General features: G+C 64.9%; 14 protein-coding genes. 12 read left to right on the top strand and 2 right to left on the bottom strand.

Features of this window, described 5'->3' with window-relative positions:
• Positions 1–10: 10 nt before the first annotated feature.
• The 12 genes from E2H86_RS01440 to E2H86_RS01490 all read left to right on the top strand — a co-directional run bounded on the left by E2H86_RS01440 (position 11) and on the right by E2H86_RS01490 (position 14,917).
• Positions 11–1,585: a GumC family protein gene (locus E2H86_RS01440; protein WP_133324078.1), complete on the top strand. Its 1,575-nt coding sequence runs from the start codon at positions 11–13 to the stop codon at positions 1,583–1,585.
• Entirely contained in the window at positions 1,582–2,682 is a 1,101-nt protein-coding gene (locus tag E2H86_RS01445) for a glycosyltransferase family 4 protein (protein ID WP_243744018.1), read from the top strand. The genes E2H86_RS01440 and E2H86_RS01445 overlap by 4 nt, the downstream gene beginning before the upstream one ends.
• A complete protein-coding gene (locus E2H86_RS01450; RefSeq protein WP_133324079.1) occupies positions 2,679–4,049 on the top strand; it encodes an O-antigen ligase family protein in 1,371 nt (456 codons plus the stop codon). Before E2H86_RS01445 ends, E2H86_RS01450 begins: the two co-directional genes overlap by 4 nt.
• Positions 4,046–5,011, top strand: coding sequence for a glycosyltransferase (locus E2H86_RS01455; protein WP_133324080.1), 966 nt, complete (start codon positions 4,046–4,048; stop codon positions 5,009–5,011). Before E2H86_RS01450 ends, E2H86_RS01455 begins: the two co-directional genes overlap by 4 nt.
• Complete coding sequence (locus E2H86_RS01460) at positions 5,004–6,140, top strand: glycosyltransferase family 2 protein (RefSeq protein ID WP_133324081.1); 1,137 nt, start codon at positions 5,004–5,006, stop codon at positions 6,138–6,140. Before E2H86_RS01455 ends, E2H86_RS01460 begins: the two co-directional genes overlap by 8 nt.
• Positions 6,141–6,150: 10 nt before the next feature.
• On the top strand, positions 6,151–7,161 hold the full coding sequence (locus E2H86_RS01465; protein ID WP_133324082.1) for a polysaccharide deacetylase family protein: 1,011 nt from the start codon (positions 6,151–6,153) through the stop codon (positions 7,159–7,161).
• A complete protein-coding gene (locus tag E2H86_RS01470) occupies positions 7,158–8,462 on the top strand; it encodes a lipopolysaccharide biosynthesis protein (protein WP_133324083.1) in 1,305 nt (434 codons plus the stop codon). The genes E2H86_RS01465 and E2H86_RS01470 overlap by 4 nt, the downstream gene beginning before the upstream one ends.
• Positions 8,462–8,608 carry a hypothetical protein gene (locus E2H86_RS25915; protein ID WP_165976024.1) on the top strand — a complete coding sequence of 49 codons (147 nt, stop codon included), beginning with the start codon at positions 8,462–8,464 and terminating at the stop codon, positions 8,606–8,608. Before E2H86_RS01470 ends, E2H86_RS25915 begins: the two co-directional genes overlap by 1 nt.
• Positions 8,596–9,285, top strand: a complete 690-nt coding sequence (locus E2H86_RS01475) for a GNAT family N-acetyltransferase (RefSeq protein ID WP_133324084.1) — start codon at positions 8,596–8,598, stop codon at positions 9,283–9,285. Before E2H86_RS25915 ends, E2H86_RS01475 begins: the two co-directional genes overlap by 13 nt.
• Before the next feature lie 3 nt (positions 9,286–9,288).
• The gene (locus E2H86_RS01480; RefSeq protein ID WP_133324085.1) at positions 9,289–10,449 is read left to right on the top strand and encodes a GNAT family N-acetyltransferase; all 1,161 of its coding nucleotides are present in this window, start codon (positions 9,289–9,291) and stop codon (positions 10,447–10,449) included.
• Positions 10,421–11,191, top strand: coding sequence for a ChbG/HpnK family deacetylase (locus tag E2H86_RS01485; RefSeq protein ID WP_133324086.1), 771 nt, complete (start codon positions 10,421–10,423; stop codon positions 11,189–11,191). Before E2H86_RS01480 ends, E2H86_RS01485 begins: the two co-directional genes overlap by 29 nt.
• Positions 11,192–11,272: 81 nt before the next feature.
• Positions 11,273–14,917 carry a dermonecrotic toxin domain-containing protein gene (locus E2H86_RS01490; protein ID WP_133324087.1) on the top strand — a complete coding sequence of 1,215 codons (3,645 nt, stop codon included), beginning with the start codon at positions 11,273–11,275 and terminating at the stop codon, positions 14,915–14,917.
• 8 nt (positions 14,918–14,925) lie between these two features.
• Here E2H86_RS01490 and E2H86_RS01495 read toward each other — a convergent pair whose 3' ends face one another.
• Both E2H86_RS01495 and E2H86_RS01500 read right to left on the bottom strand, forming a co-directional pair.
• On the bottom strand, positions 14,926–15,201 hold the full coding sequence (locus E2H86_RS01495; RefSeq protein ID WP_133324088.1) for an HU family DNA-binding protein: 276 nt from the start codon (positions 15,199–15,201) through the stop codon (positions 14,926–14,928).
• A 141-nt stretch (positions 15,202–15,342) separates the two neighbouring features.
• Positions 15,343–17,574 carry a putative bifunctional diguanylate cyclase/phosphodiesterase gene (locus E2H86_RS01500; protein ID WP_133324089.1) on the bottom strand — a complete coding sequence of 744 codons (2,232 nt, stop codon included), beginning with the start codon at positions 17,572–17,574 and terminating at the stop codon, positions 15,343–15,345.
• Positions 17,575–17,623 lie beyond the last annotated feature (49 nt).

Below are 17,623 nucleotides of genomic sequence, written 5' to 3' on the forward strand. Positions count from 1 at the left end.
GGAGCCCGGCATGATCACGCAACCGAAAGAAAACTACGTGCACGAGTTCTTCCGCATCTTCTTCGCCAACCGCCAGTTGGTGAAGCGGGTGTTCCTGGCCTTCGCCGTGATCGCGGTGCTGTTGCCGTTGCTGCTCAAGCAGAGCTACGACGTCACCGCCGAGGTCATCGTACAGTCCAAGAAGCTCTCGCAAAGCGATACCAGCTCGGCGCTGGCCCAGGAGGCCGACCAGTTCATCCCGCCATCGCTGGCCGACATGGAGACCGAGAGCAATATCCTGCGCTCGCCCACGTTGATCCGTGAAACCATCAACCAGTTGCGCAAGGAAGGTCACTATCAAACCGAGCCCGGCCTGCTGCAGCGCACGCTCTTCACGCCGCTGCACAATGCCGTGGTCGCGCCGGTCGAGCGTCTGTTCGCCAGCAAGCCGGAGGAAAGCCGCGACACCGAGCTGGACGTGCTGACCGAGCAGGCCGTCAAGAACCTCACGGTCGAGACCCTGCCTGGATCGAACGTCATCTCGGTGGTGTACAGCGCCGAGGATCCCAAGCTCGGAACGCTGTTCGTCGCCCGCCTGCTGGACAACTTCCTGAAAAATCGCCAGGACCTGCAGTCCAACGAACTGCCCGAAGCGTTCTACGAGCAGAAGAAACTGCACTACCAGGCGCGCCTCGGCGATCTGGAAAGCCAGCGCCTGGGTCTGCTCACGGCCATTGGCTCGTCCGACCCCAAGGAAGAGATCACTTTCCGCCTCAACGCCATCAACACCGAGGAGCAAGCGCTCAACCTGCAACGCGATCGCCAACTGCAGAACAGCCAATGGCTCGACTACCTGCAGACCAACCTGGCCGCTGCCAGCAAAGCCAAGATGCTGGACTACGCCTTCCCCTACACCTTCACCACCACCGTCGACAACGTCGCCTTCGAAGACCGCGAGATCAAGCAGCTCGGCGAGCAACTGACCACCCAGACCGCACGCTACAACGCCGACCTGACCGTGTTCCAGCCAGGCTCCGAGCAGATGCTGATGGCCCGCGAACAGATCGCCAAGCTGCGTGGCCAGTTCCTCAAGATCGTCGGCAACCGCATCCGCGAACGCCAACAGGACTTGGCTGTGACTCAGCAGGTGATCGATCAGAAGACCCAGCGCATCGCCGAGTACAAGGACCGCATCCACCAACTGCGTGAAACCCAGAGCAAGACCCGGCAGCTGGATACCGAGATCGAGGCGCTGCACAAAGCCTTCTCCACCTATGCCCAACGCTACGAAGAGAGCCGTGGCCAGGGTCTGCTCGACGGCAGTCAGTCCAACGCACGGATCCTCAGCGCGCCCTACGAGCCAACTGCAGCCGCGTTCCCCAAGCCTGGCCTGATCATCCCGTTCGGCCTGGTGACCGGTCTGCTGCTGGCGATCGCCATCGTCTACGTGCGTGAGTTCTTCGATCGCCGCTTCAAGCATCCGGCGCAGATCACCCACCAGCTCGACCTGCCCGTGCTGTTGGTGATCAACGACCAGACCCCGGCCCTGCCCAACCCGCACAAGGCCTGGACTCTGCCGCGGCTGGTGCACTGGGTGCGCAATTGAACGCCGCCGTGCAGGGCTGCGCCCGGCCGATCCTGCACCTGCTCAGCAGCGGCGGGTTCTACGGTGCCGAGCGCATGCTCCTGGACCATTGCCTGGCCACGCCAGGCCGGCACCGGGTGCTGTTCCTCGATGCCCCGGCCGAGCTGGTGGCGCGTTTCCGTGAAGCGGGGGTGGACTGCCACGCCTGCGCGGACCTTGGCGAGTTGCTGGCGCATCTGCGCCGGCTGCGCGCCGAGGGCGTGCTACTCAACAGCCACAACTTCAAGGGACTGGTTTACGGCTGGCTGGCGGCGAGCCTGTTGCGCGTGCCGATGATCGCCACCCAGCATGGATTCACCCCACGCAGCCGCAAGCAACACTTCTACACCTGGTTGAGCTTGCAACTATGCCGCACGCCAACCATCGGACAGGTCGTCTGCGTAGCCGAGAGCATTGCCCGCATTCACCGCGACGCACGCGTGCCGGCGCGCAAGCTGCACGTCATTCCCAACGGCTTGCCGGCATCGCCCTATGCCTTCGATGAGCGGCACTGGGGCCAGCCAGGCGGTACCTGGCTGGCGGCCTACGTCGGGCGCCTGAGTCATGAAAAGGGCCCGGACCTGTTTCTCGACGCGTTGATCCCCTTGTGCCAGCGCTACCCCCAGGCCCACGCCGTGATGCTCGGCGAAGGTCCGGAGCGCGATGTGCTGCAGGCCCGTATCGAAGCCGCCGGCCTCGCAGGCCGCATCACCCTGCCCGGCTTCCAGCGTGATATGCGGCCGTGGATGACACGCCTCGACGCCCTGGTGATCAGCTCGCGAACCGAAGGCACGCCGATGATCCTGCTCGAAGCCATGCAGGTCGGCGTGCCGGTGGTGGCCTTCGGCGTGGGCGGTATCCCTGACGTCATCGAGCATGGCCGCAGCGGATTGCTGGCCGCGCCCTTGGCGGTGGACGAACTGGGCGAACACCTGCGCGCGCTGCTCGAAGACCCGGCCCAGGCTGCAGAACTGGTGGCCAGTGCCCGTCAGACACAACGCGAACACTACCACCTGCCGACCCTGGCGCAGCGCTGGGCGCAGGTATACCGGGGCACGCCCGAGGAGGTTGTCGCATGATCATCCCCCTGTCGCTGGTGGGCCTGGTCGGCCTGCTATGTCTGGGGCTGCTGGCCAGCCCCTATCCTTATCTGGCACCGGCCGGGGTGCTGGGCCTGGCCGGGGCCCTGGTGCTGTACCGCAAGCCGGCCTGGGGTTTGCTGGCGATCGCCACCCTGGTGCCGTTGGAGGGTCTGCTCAAGGACAGCCTGCTGTCGGTCGCCAAGCTGGTCGGCATCGGCCTGGTGCTGATCCTCAGCCTGCAACTGGCCATCCGCCAACTGCCGGTCGAGCGCCTGCGCAGTAGCCACTGGCGGCTGTTGGTTCCGTTCATGGCGCTCTATCTGCTGAGCCTGTGGACCAGCGACAACCTGCAACTGTCGGTCGGCCACTTGCGCGAACTGCTGGTGGGCCTGGTGGTGTTCATCATCACCCTGTTGGCCGGGCGCGACCTCAACCTGCCGATGCTGGCGCGGCTGGTGACCCTCAGCGTGTGCGTGATCTGCCTGTTCGCGCTGTTCTCCACCCATTACCAGGAGCAGGGCCGCGCCTCGGCCATGCTCGACCCCAACGCCTTCGCCCTGCTGGTGACCATCGCCCTGCCCCTCGCCCTGTGGCTGGCGATCAAGACCCGCCCCCTGGCGCTGCGCCTGTTGTGGATCGCCTGCTGCCTGCTGTTGCTGGCCGGCATGACCAAGACCGAATCACGTTCGGGTCTGGTCGTGCTGCTGATCAGCGCTGGCATCGTGCTGTACAACTATCGCGAGCAGCTGACGCACATTCGCCCGCGTCACCTCGGCTTCGCCATGCTCGGCCTGGCCATTGTGCTGCCGCTGGGCGCCGCAGTGATGCCTGCCGGCTACATCGAGCGCATCCAGACCCTGGTTCAACTCAAAGCCGGCGTGAACGCCCACAAGGACGAATCCCTGGGTCGACGCTCGTCCTACCTGGTGGTGGGCAAGGAAATGCTGAGCCACAGCCCTGTGCTCGGTACAGGGCCAGGCACCTTCCCCCTGCACTATGCGCAAACCGGGTTCTCCAAGGCGTTCGCCGGTTTCCGCGCGAAGACCACCGATCTCTACCGACGGGCCCATAACACCTACCTGGAAGTGTTCACCGAACAAGGGATACCGGCCGGATTGTTGTTCGTCGGCATGATCGTCCTGGCCGTGCGCAACTTCTGGCACGCACGCGCCACCTTGCGCGCCAGCGGTGATCGGGACAACGCCGACCTTATGACCCATTTGACCATGAGCATGCTGGCCATCGGTTTGTTCCTGATGTTCCTCAGCGTCCCGGCGCACAAGTACCTGTGGCTGATGCTGGCGCTGTCGAGCGTGGTCGTGCGCCAGGCCCAGGAACCCAGGGGTAAGGAGGGAGCTCGATGAACTTGGTGAGCATCGTCATTCCCATGTTCAACGAGGCCCAGCATATTGGCCGCACCCTCGATGCCGCCCGCCGCGCCGCCGGCTTTGCCGGGGTCGGCTGCGAACTGGTGGTGGTCGACAACGGTTCCCGCGACAACGGCCCGCAGATAGCCCTTGAGCACGGTGCCACACTGCTGAGCCTGCCCGGTGTGAGTATCGGCGCCCTGCGCAACCATGGCGCCCACGCCTGTTCAGGCGACTGGCTGGCGTTTCTCGATGCCGACATCGAAGTCCCTGGCAACTGGCTGAGCCTGTTGCTCGACCTGCAACGCCGCGGTGAAGGCGATGTCTTCGCCCTCGACTGCGACACCCCGCGGCAGGCACCCTGGTTCGCCCATGCCTGGCAACGCCGTACCCTGCGCACCGGACAAACGGTGCAGGACTGCACCTGGCTGCCGACTCCCAACCTATTGATGCGCCGCCATTGGTTCGAGCAGGTCGGGGGGTTCGACGAACGCCTGCGTACCGGCGAGGACAAGGACTTCACCCTGCGCCTGAGCCAGGCCGGTGCGCGCTTGCGCGTTCTGCGCCAGCCGGTGGTGCTGCACTGGGGCTTCGAAGGCTCCTGGAGCGAATGGCTGGGCAAGGAAATGTGGCGCCAAGGCAGTCACCTGCAATTGCTGCGCAGCCACGGCGTGAGCCTGCGTCTGCTGCGTTTCCCGCTGCTGTCGCTGGTGGCCTGGGCACTCGATCTCCTGGCGCTGTCAGCCCTGCTCGATGGCTTCGCCCACCTGGCCTTGGGGTTCCTGCTGATCAGCGCCCTGCCTGCCCTCGGCTTGGCGCTGCGTCAGAGCCTGAAGCATCGTGAGCCGCTGCTGAGCCTGCAATTGTGGGGCCTGCACTGGTTGCGCCTGCATCTGGCCGGGGCAGCCTTCGTACTCAGCCTGTTCAACCGCACTGCAAGGAGGCCCGCCCGTGGCTGAGATCATTTTCTGGCTGTGCCTGCTGCTCCCTCTGTATGCCTGGGTCGGCTACCCCGTGCTGCTGACCCTGGCAGCTCCGTTGTTTCGCCGGCACCTCCCGCCGCCACTGCCACCACAGCGCATCAGCGTGGTAATCGCCGCGCACAACGAAGCGCGTCATATCGAGCACAAGCTGCGCAGCGTGCTGGACCAGGACTACCAGAGTGCCGAGCTGCAGGTGATCGTCGCCAGCGATGGCTCCAGCGACCGCACGGTGGAACTGGCACGCGGCGTGCGCGACCCTCGGGTGCAGGTCCTGGACCTGCCGCGCCTGGGCAAGACCGCCGTACTGAACACGGCGGTCAGTGTCTGCCGCGGCGATATCCTGGTGTTCACCGACGCTGACAACCAGTGGGCAGGCGACACCCTCGGCCTGCTCCTGGCGCCTTTTGCCGATCCCCGGGTCGGCGGCACTGCAGGGCACATGATCATCCCCAACCCTGGCAAGGGTCTGAGCTTGGGCGACAGCCTCTACCGGCACTATGAAGCTTGGTTACGCAAGGTCGAGAACCGCACCGGCTGCATGGTCTCGGCCGACGGTGCCCTGCTGGCTCTGCGCCGGGAGCTGTACCAAGCCATTCCGCCCCGGGTCAATGACGACTTCTTCATCAGCACCTGTGCCCCGGCAGCCGGCAAGCGCATCGTCTATGTCCCCGAGGCCGTGGTGATGGACCAGGGCGTCGATGAAGCCGACAAGCAGTTTCGTCGACGTCAGCGGGTCACCGTCGGCGGCCTGCAAAGCCTGGCCGCACGCCGCGAGCTGCTCAATCCGCTGCGCCATGGCCTGTATGCCATCGCCTTGATCAGCCACAAGCTGATCCGCCGACTGGCGCCGGTGCTGTTGCTGCCGCTGCTGCTGGCCAACCTGTGGCTGGCCGCCGAGCCCGGCCTGTATCGCCTGACCCTCGCCGCACAGTTGCTGGGCTACGCCGTCGCCATTGCCGGCCTGCTCGACGTGCGCCATCGCCTGCCAAAGCCCTTTCGCCTGGCAGCCTTCGTCCTGGTGACCCTGGCCGGGATGTGCGTCGGCTTGTGGCAGTTCCTGCGCGGACAGGGCTACAGCCAATGGAACCCGGACCAGAACCGATGAGCAGCCGCCCATGCCGATAAAGACCCGAATCAAGCAAGCCAGCGGGTGGCTGTATTTCAAGTCGCCCAAAGGCCGTGCCGAACTGCGTGGCGCGGGGGTGATCCTGATGCTGCACCGCGTGCTGGCCGACGACGCCAGCGCCGCTTTGCCCCACCGTAACGAACTGTGCGTCGGGCCCAAGGCTTTCGAGGGCCTGCTGCGCTGGCTACCCAGACATTTCGACTGCGTCGGACTGATGGACCTGCTCGACGACCACGCCGCACCACGTCGGGACGGCCGTCCCAAGGTCGCCCTGACGTTCGACGACGGCTGGCGCGACAACGCGCTCAACGCCTTCCCGCTGCTGCGCAAGCACCAGGTCCCGGCGAGCATCTTCCTGTCCACCGACTTCATCGGCAGCCGCCAACGGTTCTGGTGGGAAAGCGTCGGCGAAACCCTGTGGGGCAGCCATGGAGAGGGCCCGCGCAAACACCTGACCGAGCAGTTGCACAGGTTGGGCAGGCCGCTGCCGGCCGCCTATTTCATGACCGAGCGGCCGCAGGCGCGCAGCCATGCGCTGGCGCACTACCTGCAAAGTCTCAAGAGCCTGAGCCAGCCGGCCTTGCAGTTGCTGACCGACGCTTGCCCAGCGGAGTCCATGCCCCAGGCCATGGATTGGCAACATGTGCGCGAGTTGGAGAATTCCGGCCTGGTGCGTTTCGGCCCGCACGGTGCCAGTCATGCCCTGCTGCCGCAACTGGACGACCACCGCCTGGACGAGGAGCTGCAGCGCAGCCAGGCAGCCCTGCAGGCAGGTTGCCGCGACCCGCTGCCGGTGTACTGCTATCCCAACGGGGACCACGATGAGCGGGTCCGGGCCCGCGTCGCCGCGCACCGCTACCCATTCGCCCTGAGCACCCGGCCCGGTATCTGCCGGGGCCATGACGACCCCCTGGCGCTGCCGCGCATCGGCGTCAGCCAGCGCAATGCCAGTCGGCCAATGCTGCTGGCCTGGCGCATGAGCCGAGGAGCCCGCACATGAGCCGCGACAGCTACCTGCGCCACCTGATGCTGAGCATGGGCACGAAGCTCGCCATGATCGCCTTGCGCCTGCTGCGCAATGTGCTCCTGGCGCGCATACTCGGCCCCAGCGAACGCGGCCTGTTCGCCCTGCTGAGCACCCTGCCCGACCTGATCAGCGCCGCCACCAGCGGCGGCCTGAACAGTGCTGTCGGCTACCAGGCAGCCAAACAGCGCGATATGGGTCTGCTGCTGACTCAGGTCCTGGTGTATGGCTGCCTGCTGGCCGGCGTTCTGACGCTGGCCTGTGTGTGGCTGGTGCGCACCTTCGGCGCGGACCTGGAAGTGACCGTGCAACTCGGCCTGCTGGCCTGGCTGTTGCTGTTGGCGGTGCCGATGACCGTGCTCAAGAGTGGCCTGCTGACTCTGCACAACGCCAGCGGTGGCGTCGGCGCCTTCAACGCCTTGCGCCTGAGCGAGTCGCTGGCCCCGCTGCTGCTGTTTCTCGGATTGTTCTGGATGTGGCACGAACAGGCCTTGGAAGCCGCTCTGATCAGCTGGCTGGCAGGCATCGGCCTGGTCCTGGTGCTGGGCCTGTGGTGGCTGCGCCGCTCACACGGACTGGGGTTGAAGTGGGACCGCAGCGGCCAGCGCGAGCTGCTCAGCTACAGCGCCAAGAGCCACCCGGACCTGCTGTTCCAGCAGCTGATCCTGCGCTCGGACTACTTGTTCATCGGTGCTCTGCTCGGCAGTACCGCCCTGGGCCATTACGCCATGGCCAGCGCCGCCGCAGAACTGCTGTTGATCGTGCCCGAAGCCGTCACCACTCCGTTGATGAAACGCCTCCTGCAGCAGGACGCGGGCATGGACAAGCTCACCCCGCTGGCCTTGCGCTTGACCGCCACGGTGATGCTCGGCGCCTGCCTGGGCATGGCGTTGATCGGCCAATGGCTGATCGTGACGTTGTTCGGCGCGGCCTACCAACCTGCCTACCCTGCCCTGTTGGCCCTGCTGCCCGGCCTGCTCGGGCTGTGCTACGCCAGCATCCTGCGGCTCGACCTGCTGGGCAAGAATCGCCCCGGCACGGTGTCATTGATGATGGGTGCAGGTGCCGCTCTGAACCTGTTGCTCAACGTACTGCTGATTCCCACCTTGGGCATCGTCGGCGCCGCGCTGGCCTCGTCGATCGCCTATCTCGCCGTCACCGTGGCGATGCTGGTGCTCTATTGCCGGCTCAGCGGCGTCGCTCTGAGCCAGACCTTGATCATCCTGCCCAGCGATTTCGCCCCCCTGCGCCAGATGCTGCAGCGGAGACCGGCGTGATGAACCGACCCACCACCCCGGCGCACCCGCCCAGGGCCGAGACCTTGCTCGGCCCCCAGCAGGGCATGCAACGCGCCCCGGCCATGGAACGCGTCTGCGGACGCACCGCGACCTGCCGTAAACAGGAGGCACCATGCGTGTATTGAGCAAGCTCCAGGACCGTATCAAGCGCAAAGGACTGCGCAATACCCTCAGCGCAGCGTACAAGCGCTTCGTGTTCTATCACTGGGAACTGGTGTGGATGGAGCGTGACCTGGTCAGCCCGGTCCCGCCGCACCGGCTCAAACCCTATCCACCCTTGCGCATCGAGCCGATCACGGTGAACAACGTCAGGGCCTTCGCGCGCTACTTCGGCGACCGCGTCGAAACCATGCGCGAACTGGCCGCCGAAGGCTACACCGGGCTGATGTTCCTCGACGACGCCGGCGATGTGGTGGCGTTCATCTGGGGCAGCGCCCGGCATTACCACGACCGGCATTTCTATGGATGCTGGTTCCCGGTGGGCCCAGGCGAGTTCTTCGAATTCGGCGGCGAACTGACCCGCAAATACTGGGGCACCGAGCTGTCGGTGGACCTGCAGTTGGCTTTGTGGAAAGCCATGGCCGACCAAGGTTGCACCAAGGTGGTGGATGTCTGCGAGCAACACAATATCCCGGCGCTCAAGCTGCACCTGCGCATGGGCTATCAGGAGCAGGGACGCATCATGAACGTCTATTGCCTGTTCGGCCGCTGGAAGTTCTTCCGCGAAAGCCGCTATACCGAGTCGCGTCTGGAGCCGCTGCGCAAGCCCGCAGCGGAAACGGCCCCGGCTGCAGCTTCCTGACCCATGGCCTTGCGCTTGAGCTGGTGCGCCTCACTGCGCACCCCTGACTTCCCTGCTGCCGACTACGAGGCGCTGCGCCAGCGCCTGCCCGGCAGCACTCCGTTCAACCACCTGGGCTGGCTGCGGGCCGCCGAGGCTGCCCTGGGACCAGAGCAACAGCTGCAGGTGCTGCTGGGCTACCAAGGTGAGCGTCTGTGCCTGTGCCTGCCGCTGGTGCGTGCCCGGGAGCCGTTCGGTCCGCTGCATGCACCGGTGGTGCGTCACCTGGGCTACCCTCTGGCCGACCGTATCGCCCTGCTCATCGATTTGCCCACCATCCACGCCGGTCGGGTCCTCGCCGCGATCCGTCAACGCCTGCCGCATGCGCTGATGCAACTGAGCGAGGTGCCCGCCGCAGGCGAAGACTGGCTACGCGAGTGGGCCGGGCAAAGTTCGACCTTCGAACGGCGCCTGACCTGCCAAGTACCCGTGCACCGTATCAGTGAGGCCGATCATCAGGAGGTCAGCGGCGATCCTCGCTACAAACTGCGGCGCGCCCGCAAGCGGATCAACGCCTGCGGTGCCCGGATACGACGAGTCCTGGCCACGGCGGACACTATCCAGGCACTGCTCGATGCGGTCAGCGCGGTCGAAGCGCTGAGCTGGAAAGGGGATGACGAAGTCGGCATCTTCTCCGGCGCTCAGCACCGCCAGTGGATATACCAGGGCTTCACGGCCCTGGCCGCCGAGGGCCTGGTATGTGCAGTACTGCTGGAGCTCGACGGGCGTTGCATCAGCTATCGCCTGGGCCTGCTCGAACGTGGCCGGGTCTACGACTACAACCTCGCCTTCGTCCCGGAACATCGCGACCTCGGCAGTGGCCGGGTGCTGCTCGAAGAATACATCCATTGGGGGCTGGAGCAAGGCTGGGACTGGGTCGACGCCTCACGGGTGAGCCTGGCCAACTCCAGTCACCAACTGCATGAACGCATGACAGGTTGCATCGAACAATGGCGCTTGAGCTGCTACAGCTGGCGCCCCGACGGCATGCTGCTGGGATACGCCCTGCGCGCCTGGCGATGGCTGAGGTCACGCCGGGACAAGAACACGAGCGCCCGCCACAACGATGCCCCAGATTCCCAACAGGAGAGCCCGAATGCCATCCCAGGTCATAGTCAACGCTGACGATTTTGGCCTCAGTGCCCATACCAATGCGGTGATCCTGCATGCGTTCCAGGCAGGGCTGATCAGTTCGGCCACCGTCATGGCCAACATGCCAGCCTTCGCCGCGGCCTGTGTGCTGGCCCATCAACCGACGCTCAAGGGCCGCATTGGCCTGCATTTCAACCTGACCTACGGCCGCCCACTGAGCCAGGCGATCCTCGCCGAGCCGCGCTTTTGTGCCCCCCATGGAGAGTTCGACCTGCGCATCAAGCGCAGGACCTTGCGCCTGACGCGCCGCGAACGCGCAGCCGTCGAGCAAGAGCTGCGCGCCCAATGGCAGCGATGCCTCGATCACGGTGTACTGCCCAGCCACCTCGATTCCCACCAGCATGTGCACAACATCTGGCCCATCGGCGAGGTGGTCGCGCGCTTTGCCCGCGAGCAAGGCGTACCGGTGCGCCTGGCGCGCAACCTGGGACACAACATCGGCCCGTTGAAACGCGCGTTCAAGACGCTGCTGAACCTGCGCCTGCGCCAGCTCAGCGGTGCCACGGCAGACTATGTCTGCACGCCAGCCGACCTCAAGGACGGCCTGGCGCCGGCAACCGGGGTGCTGGAAGTGGTGGCCCACCCCAGCGCACTGGGCGGTCGCGACTTCGGCGATGCCTACTTGGAGTCAGGCGAGTCGTTGCAGGCTTTGATCGACCAACGTCTGCGTGAGGTGCAACGCATCAGCTACGCGGCGGTACCGGATGCCGCCTAGCCCCTATGGGTAACAACAGAGTACCTCTCCGGCCCATTGCATGGGGTGTTTGCTATCGGCTCTTCGAACCGGGAGCCCCCCATGCAATACAACGACAACCCCCACGTCGACCTGATCCAGGCTCAACTTCCGCGCTGGGCCATCCACGCCCAGCCCGATCAATGGGCCGCCATGCGCCGCACACTGCAAGCTGTGCACCAGCAGGCTGGACTGGCGGCCGATATCATCGCCAATGCCGCCCCACATCTGCGCGAGGCAGTTGAACACAGCTGGCACCAGCTCAAGCACAGTCGATCCGCGTTGGCACGAGCACTCAAAGGCTTGCAACAGATCGACGCATTTGCCGAGCCACGCCTTGAAGCCGCGCTCAAAGCCGATGGCTTCGACCATGCCTTGAAAGACTGCGAGCTGCTGCGCGTCGAGAGCACCTGGCATTGGCTGGGGCTGCGCTACACCTACAGCCACCGACGGATCACATTGTTGCAAGCGGCCCTGGAGAACTTCGCCGATGACGAAGAGTTCGTCAGTCCCAGCGCCATCGCCCTGTCCAAAGACATCCAGGTCGAGCCCGTGATGGTCGAAGGCAGCGTCCCCTCCGGCCCCGATGGCCCTGGCGCAACCTTGCAACTGAACAGCGAAAAGTACCAGGTAACCCCCCTGTCCATCAGCCCGGAAAGCTTCGCGACCTTGTGCCGGCGCCTGGATCTGGGCGCGGCCTATCAACGCCACCTGGATCAGCACCATGGCCAAGAGGACGTACAAAGGGCCACCCGGGCCGTGTTGCGCGACACCTTGCGTCTGGCTGCGGATCTGGCGTACCTCGAACATGGCCTGACCGGCGCCGGTCACGACTGCGTCGCCGCCCTGCTCGATGGACGACAGCCCCGCTGCTGGACCGTCACGCTGTTCGGTCTGCCGGTGCACGAGGTGACCTTGATCGACGCGGGCAAGGCCGGATTGTTGCTGTATCTCCCCGGCCAACCATCGACATTCCTGCAGTGCACGAATCTGCAGGCTGTGGAGCAGGAACTGATCGAACGGCTGGTGACGCCACAAGGGCGCGAGGCTTTTCAGGTCCACCTTCCGCGTAACCAGCAGGCGCATTTTCTCGACCTGCTGCTGCAGAACCTCAGCACGCAAACCGACGCTAGCGCGCAACAAACCTGGTCCGCCCCGGCGGGAGCAAGTTTGCACATCAATTGCCAAGCCATCGAGGACGAGCTGTTCGCGTTTCTGCGAGCGCGCCATGTACAACGACTCAAGGACGAAGCCCAGGAGATTGCCGTGCCTTGCGCACTTGTGGATGCGCAGGCTCGCCAACGGCGTCTGGAACAGTGGGAAAGCTATGGCCTGACCGCACTCAACCTGGCGGGATTCTTCGTGCCGGCGATCGGCAGTGTGATGATCGGGGTCGCCGCCTGCCAATTGCTGGGCGAGGTGGTCGAAGGCGTCGAGGCTTGGAGCGATGGCGACCGCCACCTCGCACTGCAACACCTGGAGTCGGTCGGCCTGAACGTCGCACTGATGGGCGGCCTGGCGGTCGCCGGCAAGGGGCTGGCCAAACTGTTCGGCAGTCCATTGATGGACAGCCTCGATGCTGTCGAGAGCGCCGACGGTCAACCTAGGCTATGGAAACCTGATCTGACGCCTTATCGCGCGCGGGTGACCCTGCCTGAGGAGCTCACCCCGGACGAATTCGCGATCTATGCACATGAGGGGCGGCAGTACCTACGGCTGGATGGCTACGTACACGAGGTCCAGCAGGACCCTGCCGACGGCGTCTGGCGCCTGGTGCACCCCACCGACGCCGAGGCGTACCGACCGCCCCTGATGCACAATGGCACGGGCGCCTGGCACTTGCCGTTCGAGCACCCGCAGACCTGGACCGCACAGCGTTTGCTGCGCAGGCTGTACCCGCGTCATGCCGCGCGGGATGATGCAGACCTCGACAGCGCCATGGTCATCAGCGGCACCTCGCCCGAGACCCTGCAACAGGTGTTCGTGGCTGGCGCACCGACACCCACCCTGCTCAGCGACACCTTGGCGCGGATTGAAGCCATTCGGGCCGGTACTGAACTGAAAGCGCTGGACAGCGGTAACCTGGCGCTATTGCCGCCAGAGGTGGCAAACGAGTTGCCCTTGCTGCGTGCCTTGGAGGGGCTTTACTTTCCGGCCTTGGCCAACACCGACAGCCTGCGCCTATGGCTGGCCTGTCTGCGACGGTTGCCCGGTTGGCCGCAACGATTGCGCCTGGAGATTCGCGAAGCCAGCGCCAGCGGCGCCGTGCTGGCGGCCACGGGAGATGGGCAGGAACCACTGATACTGATCAAGACCGAAGACGGTTATGAGGGCTTCCGAGAGGAACGTCCGGTTGCTCGACCCAGCTACGACGACCCCGGTCGTGCGCTACTCGACATCTTGTCGGGCCGGCAGCGCCAGGCGCTGGGTGCTGCAGGCACGGCCGCCGAGGATTTGCGTCAGGCCCTGTTGACCATCGCCGGTCGTGACCGCCGGCAATGGCCAGCACGGTTGTGGGGTCCACAAGCGGAGCGCCCTCGTCTTGGACTGCGGGGAGGGGAACCCTGGCGGGGAAACATCCGGCCATTCATCCGAACGCCCCTGGCCCGCCGCTACCTGCGTGTGTACCCCAACGCATCTGAAATGGACTATCTCAATCAACTGCGCAACTGGCGCCAGCAGGGCCTGTCGGCCGCCCTGGAACTGGACCGACTCGAAGCAAGGCTGGGCACCTTGCGCCGCGACCTCAATGTCTGGGCCAACCGGATAGCACGCCGAGAGCGGGCCAGCGCTCGCGTGCTGGCGGCCTGGCAACGTACCAGCACGATGCGATTCACCCCAGCACAGACGCTCTATGACCTGGATCTGGCGGCACTGGAGCTAGAAGACCATGATCTGCAAACATTGGCCTTGCCTGATGATTTCGCGCACATCGGTGAACTCAGGTTGTCCTGCAACGCTCGCCTCAGTCAGTTACCGACGGCCTTTCTGGCACGGTTTCCCAGGTTGGAACGCCTGATCCTGAGTCGCTGCAATTTCCAGCGCATTCCCCAGGTCGCGCAACCGGCCCGCCTGGCTTGGCTGGACCTGGACCGCAATGCATTGTCCTGGGATCCTGCCGCGCAGGCATCGCTGGAAGCAATGCCGAACCTGGGGGTACTCGACCTGTCCGACAACCCCCTGCTCAACGCACCTGACCTGAGCCGGCTACCCCATCTACGCACGGTGTACATGACGCGTTGCCAGTTGCCGATGCCACCTTCTGGCCTGCAACATCTGCAAGCTCCTTTGCTGTTGGATTTCTCTGAAAACCCCTTGGTCGACATTCCCAATGCGCAGGCAATTGCGCCCCATGTGGCGGCAACCTTGAGTCTGGAGAGCGCAGAACTGGGCGACTCAGCCTTGCGCCAGGCCGACCAGTATTTCCAGGCTACCGGGGTCGACCTGTTGGTCCCTGATCTGGATTACGAAGCATTGCTGGCGGGCGCGGGCGAAGGTCAGATGGCGGTGTGGAGAAGGCTACCGCTGGACTTCAGACGCAATCTGCGCGCCCTGCTGGTGAGCGCGCATTACATTGAAGGCGAAGGATGGACGCGGGAGGAGACATGGCGCCGCTTGACCCACATGGACCAAGACCCGCTCTACCGACAGCGGGTCCTGGCCCAACCCGCCGACCGGCTGCTGGATCTACCGCTTGAGTATGCGTAGAGGCGCGGTTACGCATTCACCCTCTGCTTGAGGCCTTTGCCGGCCGTGAACTTCGCTGTCTGGGCCCCTGGAATCGGAACCATTTCGCCGGTGCGCGGGTTACGCCCGGTCCGGGGCGCCCGTGACTGCACCTTGAACGAGCCGAAATTGACCAACGTGACGGGTTTGCCGCTCTCCAGGGCCTCGGTGATGCGTTCGAGCAGCTCGTCGAGCACGCGTCGGGTCTTGCTCTGTTCGAGGTTGGCGGCTTTGGCGACGCTGGCGATCAGTTCTTTTTTGTTCATCGGGCTGTCCTGTGTCATTGGAAAGAACCCGGCATTACACGCGAATGCCGACGCAGCTTGCATTTCAGGCGCTGCCGGCAAAGACCACAACTGGTAAAAATGTCAGTAGCCAGCGCCTGACTTAGCCGCTATGACAGCCCCTCACAGGATCCGTTGTGACTGGCTGCTCAACCACGCCTGCAATGCCTCGGCCGGCATCGGCCGACCGAGCAGATAGCCCTGCCCCTGGTTGCAGCCGGCATTGCGCAGGAAGTCGTACTGTTCCTGGGTCTCGATGCCTTCGGCGGTGATGCGGTAGCCCAGGGCGTGGCCAAGGTCGATGATCGCCCGGACGATCGCAACAGCTCCTTCGTCGGCGGGCAGGTCTTTGATGAAGGCGCGGTCGATCTTCAGATGGTCGATCGGCAAGGCCCGCAGATAGGCCAGCGAAGAATAACCGGTGCCGAAGTCGTCCACTGCCGTCGCGACCCCCATCGCACGCAGTTGGGCCAAGGCTGCGCAGGCCTGCTGCTGACTCTCCATCAACAGGCTCTCGGTGATTTCCACCTCCAGCAGGTTCGGGGTCAGGCCATGGCGCTCCAGGGCCACCGCCAGGCTCGAAACGAAGTCGCTCCGCTCGATCTGCAGGGCCGCCACGTTGATCGCCAGGGGACCTGGCAGGCAATCGGCGGTCCGCCAGGCGGCCAATTGTGCGCAGGCCAGTTCCAGCACCCGTTCCCCCAGGGGAATGATCAAGCCGGTGCGCTCGGCCAGCGGGATGAACTCGCCGGGCGGCACCAGGCCGTGCTCGGGGTCGCGCCAGCGCAACAGCGCCTCCACACCTTCCAGACGACCGCTGAACAAGTCCAGCTTGGGTTGGTACCACAACTCGAATTCATTGTGCTGCAGGGCACGGCGTAAATTGCGCTCGAGCTCCAGGCGCTGCTGCAGGCGCTGCGTCATGTCCGGGTGGTAGGGGCGCCAGGCGTTGCGCCCGCTTTCCTTGGCCACGTACATCGCGGTGTCGGCATGGCGCAACAGGCTGCCGACGTCCTCCCCGTGCTCCGGGCACCAGGCCAGGCCAATGCTGCCGGTAACCAGTGCGGCATTGCCATTGAGGTCGAATGGTCGCTGCAGCGTACGCAGCAAGTGGCGGACCTGGTGATTGATCTGGCCCTGGGTCCCTTGGAGCATGAACACGAACTCATCGCCGCCCAAGCGACACACACGGTCCGCGCTGTCCAGCTCCTGCAAGAAGCGTGCAGTGGCCTTTTGCAGCAACAGGTCGCCCATGGCGTGGCCCAGGCTATCGTTGACCTGCTTGAAGCCGTCGATGTCGAGCATCAGCACGGCCAAGCCGTGGCCATTGGCAATCGCTTGCGCCAGTTGTTGCTGGAACAACAAGCGGTTCGGCAGGCCAGTGATGGTGTCGTAGTGCGCCAGACGTTCGAAGCGCGCCTGAGACCTGCGCAGCTCACGGTTGCCCACTTGCAGCTGGCGTTTCTTGTGGCTGAGCTGGGCGACGAACAGGCTGAACAGTCCGGTACAGGCCAGCCCCATCCAGAACAGTGACGAACCGAACAGGCTCAGCGCCGGCCAGCCACCATGCGGCGCCCCCGCCATCTGCCACAACCCACCGGGAACAGTGACATCGATCGTCGCATGCGGTTCGTCGAACAGACGAGATTCCCCCCAGATCATCTTGCCCTGGGCGCCTTGGCCGTCGTGGCCGCGCACGGCGAGCTGGAAATCGGCGTCGGGCCGTACGCCCGACTCCAGCAACAAACGATCGATATCAGCGACAATCGAAATGTTGCCCCAATAGAACAGAACATTTCGCTTGCCGCTGATGAACACCGGGCGTCGATAGATCAGCCCCCTTCCGCCCTGAATCAGCGCCACCGGGCCGGCCAGCACCGCACGCTGCAGGTCGCGTGCCGATTGCAGCATGGGAAACTGTTGCGGCAGGCTTCGGTAGTCCAGGCCGATCAGGCCCTCGTTGCCGTGCAAAGGATAGATATCACGCACCACATCGCCTGGGGCCAAGGCGATGGTGCGCATGTAGCTCACCGAGTCGAGCGCATCCTCGGCCATGCCACGAAAGTGCTCGCGACTGATGGTGCCATCGGCCGAAATCAGCTGGGCGATGCCCTCGGCTTCACCGAACGCGGCGCGCAAATGCGCTTCCAGGGCCCCCTGGACACCGGCCAGCCGCGCATTGACCTGGGCCACCTGTTCGCCGCGCTGGCGTTGTGTGTCCAAGTGCCCCAGCGCGATCGACAAACCGACGCCCACCAGGGCAAAACCGACCGGCAACAGGCGTTGCAGGTAGCGGCTCAGGCAGTTGGGAGTGCGCGCCGGGTCGTCGGGGAAGGGAGAATGAAAGCTGGTCATAGGCCTTGCAGATACACGCTATTGCTCCTGTATCGGCGCAAGGCAGGCA

Source organism: Pseudomonas putida, from assembly GCF_004357765.1.
GTDB classification, from domain to species: domain Bacteria; phylum Pseudomonadota; class Gammaproteobacteria; order Pseudomonadales; family Pseudomonadaceae; genus Aquipseudomonas; species Aquipseudomonas putida_U.